Genomic DNA, 6881 nt, shown 5'->3' with positions numbered 1-6881 from the left:
TCGATGCGCGCTACAACACCTAATTTAAAGGCTAAGGTGTAATCTCGTTGTGTGCGCTTACGGCTTGAGTTAATGGGTGTTGTCATAAAGACGTCCTCTTTATGTCAACCTATTTCCGGACGGGACAACTACAAATAAAAAAGCCACCCTAGGAGGGTGGCTTTTTATCACAATCATTCGATTTACAGCTGAGCATTAAATCTCGCTAAGCCAGCCTCTAAATCGGCGATAAGATCAGCGGTGTCTTCTAGACCAATATGAACACGGATTAAGGTGCCACTCGCATGCCACTGAGTGGCAGTGCGAAGCTTATCAACGCCATTAACTCCCATTATTAAGCTTTCATATCCACCCCAAGAATAGCCCATCTTAAAGTGTTCCATTCCATCAAGTAATGCCGTTAAGGCTGCTTGATTGCCTCCTTTCATAACAAAAGAAAACAAACCACAAGCACCCTGAAAATCACGCTTGAAAAACTCGTTCCCCGGGCAGCTTGCTAATGCCGGATGGCGAACATGATCAACATCCTCACGGGTAGCCAGCCAATTGGCTACTTCTAAAGCATTTTTCTCATGCTGAGCTAAACGAACACCTAAGGTGCGCATGCCGCGCATGGCCAAATAAACATCATCAGGCGAGGTGCACTGCCCTAATAAATAAGAGTTCTCTCTAAGTTGGTCCCAACAGCGCTTATTAGCAACGGCTGTACCTAGCATTACATCAGAATGGCCCACTATGTATTTAGTAGCCGCTTGAATAGAGATATCAATATCAAAATCAAAAGGACTAAAGTTAAGTGGTGATGCCCACGTATTATCAAGCATCACCACAATATTTTGCTCTGCGGCGCGTGCTGCTGCCACTATTGCAGGTGAGTCTTGCACCTCCATAGTGAGAGAGCCAGGGGATTCTAGAAAGATGACTTTGGTATTGGCTTGAATAAGTGCACTAATACCAGCACCAATCAAGGGATCGTAATAGGTGGTTTCAATACCGTAGCGAGTTAGCAACTTCTCGCATAAATCTCGTGTAGGTTCATAAGCAGTATCCACCATCAGCAGGTGGTCGCCGTGTTGTAAAAACGACAACAATGCACCACTTATCGCAGCCGTTCCACAAGGGTAAAGCGCACAACCTTCTCCACCTTCAATCTCTACCATTGCTTCTTGAAAAGCAAAATGAGTTTGAGTGCCTCTACGCCCATAAAACAGGGTTTTATCGTGACGTTTAGCGGTTGCTTGTTTCATCTCTTTTACGCTGTTGAACACAACCGTAGAGCCGCGAGAAACCGGCGGATTTACAAGGCCTTGAGTCCATTTTTTATCGCGTCCAGCACTGACAATTTTGGTTGATTTTTTCATCATAAAGACATCCGAGTAGCAGCAACAAAAAACCAGCCCGTAGGCTGGTTATTAAGGGTATTGGCAATTAAACGCGAGGGGCTTTATTTAGCTCATCAACTACCATATCGCCAAAGGCGTCAGTGTCGATAAGTTTAGCATCTTCGCCTTTTGCCAAGTCTGGCGTGCCGTAACCATTGGCAAATACCGACTTCATTGCATGCCAAAGATTTTTAGCTTCTTGCTCCATGCCAAAGCTCATTTCTAGCATTAATGCTACTGAGCCAATCATTGAGTAAGGGTTAGCAATGTTTTTGCCCGCAATGTCTGGAGCACTGCCATGAGATGGCTCGTAGTAAGACTTATCAGGACCCATACACGCTGAAGGCATAAGGCCTAACGAACCTAAAATACCGCCGCCTTGGTCACTTAAAATGTCACCAAACATGTTTTCCATCACCATTACGTCAAACATACCTGGGTTTAAACATAGGTAGGTGGCTGCTGCATCTACCAAGATGTGCTTAACTTCTACATCTGGATAATCTACGGCAACTTCTTCTAAAATTTCGTTCCATAGTACGCTTGATTTCAATACGTTACTTTTATGGATATTGTGCATTACTTTTTTACGGCGTTGCGCAGTTTCAAAACCTACTTTTAGAATGTCGCGAATTTGGCCTTCATCATACTCAAGCACTTCACGCACGTAACGCTGACCATTTTCGTCTTTACCCACTTCTTTCTCGCCAAAGTACAAACCACCCACTAACTCACGAATGATCATGATGTCGATGCCTTCGCCAATCACTTCTTGTTTAAGAGGTGAAAAGTGAGCGAGTTCTTTTGGAAGGTAAACAGGGCGGAAGTTTGCGTAGGTATTGTAACGACGACGAAGCGGCAGTAAAGCGCCACGCTCTGGCTGTTCGTCTACTGGGATTTTCTTTGAATCTTCATGATTTAAGCCAATAGTGCCTTTAAGAATGGCATCAGCTTCATCACAAATTTTGATGGTTTCAGCAGGGAAAGATTTACCCGTTTCAAAGTAGGCAACCGCACCAAACAAGGCTTCGTTAAGTTCAAATGCTACTTCTGGGTTACGCGCTTCAACCGCTTTAAGTACTTTGACCGCTTGCTTCATTACTTCAGGACCGATGCCGTCGCCGGCCAATAAGGCGATCTTATAGTTCTTCATTGTGTTTGCGTCTCCATTGCATTAGTTTATTTTTTTGATTGCCGCATCATAGCAAAACCAGCGCAAGGGTAAACCACAGATCGAGCTTTTCAGCTGCGATTCTGGCGAAACTAGTTATCTAAATCAGTTTTGTTACGAATATTATGTTCACGAAGTTTATTGGCAATTGCGGTATGCGAAAGACCCAGTTTTTTGGCCAGCAGTCGTGAGCTTGGGTGCTGTGGATAATGATAACTCAGTAAAAGGTGCTCAAACTCGCCCATTGCTGAGTGGTAGTCTTGCTGCAACAAGCTCTCTATACTGACGTTATCCACCACTTTTTCATGATGATACTTAATATCACTCACTTGCCAGCGCTTTAAACTGCCTACTTCTAAAGAGTCTTGTAATACTTGGTATAGCTGCGGAATATTGCCCGGCCAACTCAAGGAACTCAAGTAACGCTTTACCTCGCGCCCTAATGGAGGAGACACTTCTTGATGCTTAGCTGATTGGAAATCTAACCAAGACTGCGCCAAGGGCACAATGTCTTCTTTACGTTGTCGTAATGGAGGCACACTAATACTGTTTTTGATGATCGAATAATAATAATCGCCCCCCCACAACGCGGCTAATTGCTCTGGGCTATAGCGGCTTGAAAACAACAAGTGTTTTATACCGAGCTGCGGCGCAGTGAGTGAACTAACTGCGTCTTCTATCTCATTACTTTTCAAACGTTCAATATTAGTGAGCAGAACTGTATTAGGTTGCTCGGCGGCTATTTCAGCCAACTGTTCAGAGAGACTGTATTCTTGGCTATGGCAACTAACAGAATAAAAACGTTCGTCACTGCCCATGGAAAGCTCATTGAGTAGACGCGCTAAAAAGCGTTTACCAACGCCTGCTTCACCAAACAATAAGGTGGGCATAGGGTGGTCAACTAAACGTTTTAAACTATTAAGAACATTATTGGTTTCGTCACTGCTGGCCACTAAGCGGCCTTCGCTAATGCCTAGTTCAATTTGTGATAAATCAAAGCTAGCTTCTAACCAATGCGCTGACTTAAACAGCATAATAGCGCCAGGCAGATGTGAGAATAATGCAGTTTCTGAGAGAGGGATAATGTCAGCCATATACACTCGACCGCTAAGCTGGATCTCTACTAATTCGCGTTTGCCTGATCCACTGCCAAACCAGCGCTGTACACTAAAGCCGCGCAAAAACTTACTAATATCGCTATTAGATAAAGGCTGTTGGGTATCTCCACAAGATTGCTCAAAGGCTTGATTGAATTGACGAATTTGACCAAGTTTGTCGATAAGCACCACCGGATACGGCACGTTATCGAGCAGAATTTGTACTTCTTTATGCTCTACTTCTGAGGGTAAGGCCGATACGATTCGTGCATCAGATACACCATTTAAGTAGCGAAACTCACTAAGTAATTGTTGAGTAAGGGGAAGTTCAAGTTCAGTAAGGTGGAGGAATAAATGCCCACTATCTACACTTTGCATCGCTTGCAGGGCCAAGCCATGTTTAACCAGTACAGCCAATACTGCGCTAAAAACTTGGGTGTTTTGCTCACAGTTTAGCTCTATGCGCATAACGCGCCTGCTTTTAGTTTTAGCGACCGAGACAGTAACTGGAGTGCCTGCAAAAACTCACAGCTGCACCACATACCGCCCTCTCCTACAATCCATACTAAACGCAAAAAACTCTCCTATTGAGCAACTTATTACAGCTCGAAATCTATCGAAGCTTCTTTAGTCTAACCAAAAAAGCCAACATAACCCAAGCGTCATTTAACATTCACTTGAGTTATTTTGAACTGAACAAATTTATTTCACGTTTAACTTATAAGTTTTTGAACTGACTATGAAGTTCAAAATCACGCGCGGTAACCACCTTCTCAACTTTGCGTAAACGTTGCTCAAAGCCATCAAATTGATGCTCAAGTTCATTTATAGCTTGGCTTGGCGTTTCCCCTCGTTGCCACACTTTTGATTTAATTGTCACTGATTCGTCACTTTCTTGGTTACTAGGTCGCTTGTCCATAAACAGCCAAGCGGCACCATAGATAATCAGAAACAAACCTAAGTTAGTAATGGCAACGGTAACCGCAATAATGCGAATTAACCACGTTTCTGCGCCAAGGCTATGCGCTAATCCGGCACATACCCCCGCTATTTTTCCTTTACGAGGATCGCGATATAAAGGTTTATCAAACATTAGCGATCCCTCCAATGCGGTACACTTTCATCCAAAATGCTCTCTAAAGCACGAATCCGAGCAGACATATCTTTGGCGCGTGTAGCGATGGCGTTTAATTGCTCTCGCTCTTGCTCACTAATGCCGTGTTCAACTTGTCGCTTGCTTTTGTAGTGCAGAATCAGCCACAAAGGAGCCACAATCGCCATAAACAATATTAACGGGGTTACCAATACAGTAAGCATATGCTCTCCTATTGTTGCTCTAACTTAGCTTTTAATTTACTCAGTTCTTCTGCGATTTCAGCATCAGCGCTCAACTCAGCAAACTGTTTATTTAAGTCTGGGTTATTACCATCGTTACCCAATACTTCTGCTTTTGCTTCTAGTTGATCAATCTTAGCTTGAAATTGCTCAAATTTTTCACGGGTTTTTAAAACGCGTTCGTTATCAAGTTGCTGTCTTACTGCATGACGGTTTTTAGCCGTGGTTTGTCTTGCGAGTAAACCAGCTTGACGATTTCGAGATTCGGTAAGTTTTAACTCAAGCTGTTCTATCTCTTGTTGTAACTGTAGCAAGCTATCGTCTACTAAGCTGAGCTCGTGGTGCTGGATCTTAATAGACTCCTGAATGTGCTTTTTCTCTACTAAGGCTAAACGCGCTAAATCTTCACGCTCACGACTAAGAGCTAACTCAGCTTTCCCCTGCCAATCATCAGCTTGCTGCTCTAAGATTTGGATTTTGCGAATCAGCTGCTTTTTATCGGCAAGTACTTTGGCCGTGCTGGCGCGCACCTCAACTAAAGTATCTTCCATTTCTTGAATGATTAAGCGCAACATTTTTTGTGGGTCTTCCGCCTTGTCTAACATGGCACTGATGTTAGCGTTAATGATGTCAGCTAAACGAGTGAACATTCCCATGGTATTTCCCCTTACGACTAAAAGTTAAACCGTTAATCATTACGGCTAAGTGTTATAGATTGACTAACTAGCTATAACAACTCTTGTGCCAACTATGTAAGCTTATGATATCTATATGTTTAGATGAAAAGTGACAAATTCCCCAGCCGAAGTTATAGTTAAATTAACCAATAGTTAGTCTATATAGCCAATGAAAAGCCCAAGTTTACTAGGTAATGCTCCCAGCTTTTTAGAAGTACTTGATAAGGTGTCTTTGCTTGCCCCACTTAACCGCCCAGTGTTAGTCATTGGCGAACGTGGGACCGGTAAGGAGCTAATTGCAGCGCGTTTACACTATTTGTCTGAGCGCTGGGACAAGCACTACCTAAGCCTAAACTGCGCTAGTTTAAATCCCAATTTGATTGAGTCTGAACTATTTGGTCATCAAGCTGGTGCATTTACCGGTGCCGCTCAGCAACGTATCGGGCGTTTTGAGCAAGCAGATAAAGGGAGCTTGTTTTTAGATGAGCTCGCCAACATGCCCTCTGAGGTGCAAGAAAAATTATTACGCACCATTGAATACAATCAAATCGAACGTCTTGGAAGTAATAAAACCATAGATGTTGATGTACGCTTAATCTGTGCAACTAACCAAGACCTTCCCAGTTTGGTCACCCAAGGTAAGTTTAGAGCCGACCTGTTAGACCGTTTATCTTTTGCGGTGATTACCCTGCCGCCACTGCGTCATAGAGCCGAAGACATTTGTTTGTTAGCCGAACACTTCGCTCAAAAAATTGCCCACGAGCTTAACTTAAACAATCGAGTTAGTTTCACTACACAGGTTAAACAACAACTCGAAGCCTACTCATGGCCAGGTAATATTCGCGAGTTAAAAAATGTAATAGAGCGCGCCGTAGTTGAAAATAGCAATGCTAAGGGGCAAGTAGAGGCGATTAACGTTGACCCTTTTGCTTCACCTTGGCGCCCAGTTGCAGAGCCAAACAATGAAAGCCAAGTTGTCCATTCGCACTTAGGTTTTACGCAGCAAGTCGCTGAGTTTGAAAAAAAACTTATTATCGATACCTTAGAAAAACACCATTATAAACAAACCCTTTGCGCTCAAGCCTTAGAGATCAGCTACCATCAACTAAGGGGTTTGATCAAGAAACATCAAATTAATACCCAAGGCTAAGTCCATCATTGGTTGAGATAAGCAGATGGTTAATGTTAAATTATCAAGCAGTTATCAGGATATCAGCCT

At 43.2% G+C, this 6881-nt stretch carries 8 protein-coding genes; 1 reads left to right on the top strand and 7 read right to left on the bottom strand.

Features of this window, described 5'->3' with window-relative positions:
- From FFR00_RS20235 to pspA, 7 genes are all read right to left on the bottom strand, one after another.
- Positions 1-86 (bottom strand): valyl-tRNA synthetase (locus FFR00_RS20235; RefSeq protein ID WP_137672878.1); only part of this gene is annotated, 86 nt, incomplete at its 3' end.
- A gap of 96 nt (positions 87-182) precedes the next feature.
- On the bottom strand, positions 183-1361 hold the full coding sequence (locus FFR00_RS20230; protein WP_201798783.1) for a cystathionine beta-lyase: 1179 nt from the start codon (positions 1359-1361) through the stop codon (positions 183-185).
- Positions 1362-1428: 67 nt separating this feature from the next.
- The gene (leuB, locus tag FFR00_RS20225; RefSeq protein WP_137675232.1) at positions 1429-2535 is read right to left on the bottom strand and encodes a 3-isopropylmalate dehydrogenase; all 1107 of its coding nucleotides are present in this window, start codon (positions 2533-2535) and stop codon (positions 1429-1431) included.
- A 110-nt stretch (positions 2536-2645) separates the two neighbouring features.
- Positions 2646-4118 (bottom strand): TyrR/PhhR family helix-turn-helix DNA-binding protein, encoded by a 1473-nt coding sequence (locus FFR00_RS20220; RefSeq protein WP_137675231.1) that lies wholly within the window; start codon positions 4116-4118, stop codon positions 2646-2648.
- A 250-nt stretch (positions 4119-4368) separates the two neighbouring features.
- A complete protein-coding gene (pspC, locus tag FFR00_RS20215) occupies positions 4369-4743 on the bottom strand; it encodes an envelope stress response membrane protein PspC (protein WP_137675230.1) in 375 nt (124 codons plus the stop codon).
- Entirely contained in the window at positions 4743-4967 is a 225-nt protein-coding gene (pspB, locus tag FFR00_RS20210) for an envelope stress response membrane protein PspB (protein ID WP_137675229.1), read from the bottom strand. Before pspB ends, pspC begins: the two co-directional genes overlap by 1 nt.
- A gap of 8 nt (positions 4968-4975) precedes the next feature.
- Entirely contained in the window at positions 4976-5641 is a 666-nt protein-coding gene (gene pspA / locus FFR00_RS20205; RefSeq protein WP_137675228.1) for a phage shock protein PspA, read from the bottom strand.
- Positions 5642-5831: 190 nt separating this feature from the next.
- Between pspA and pspF the strand changes: the two genes are divergently transcribed.
- On the top strand, positions 5832-6812 hold the full coding sequence (gene pspF, locus FFR00_RS20200; RefSeq protein ID WP_137675227.1) for a phage shock protein operon transcriptional activator: 981 nt from the start codon (positions 5832-5834) through the stop codon (positions 6810-6812).
- Positions 6813-6881 lie beyond the last annotated feature (69 nt).

This window comes from Agarivorans sp. Toyoura001 (assembly GCF_005405585.1).
Taxonomy (GTDB): domain Bacteria; phylum Pseudomonadota; class Gammaproteobacteria; order Enterobacterales; family Celerinatantimonadaceae; genus Agarivorans.
Note: the sequence above shows the minus strand (reverse complement) of the source record. Positions and strands in the feature narration are given on the sequence as shown.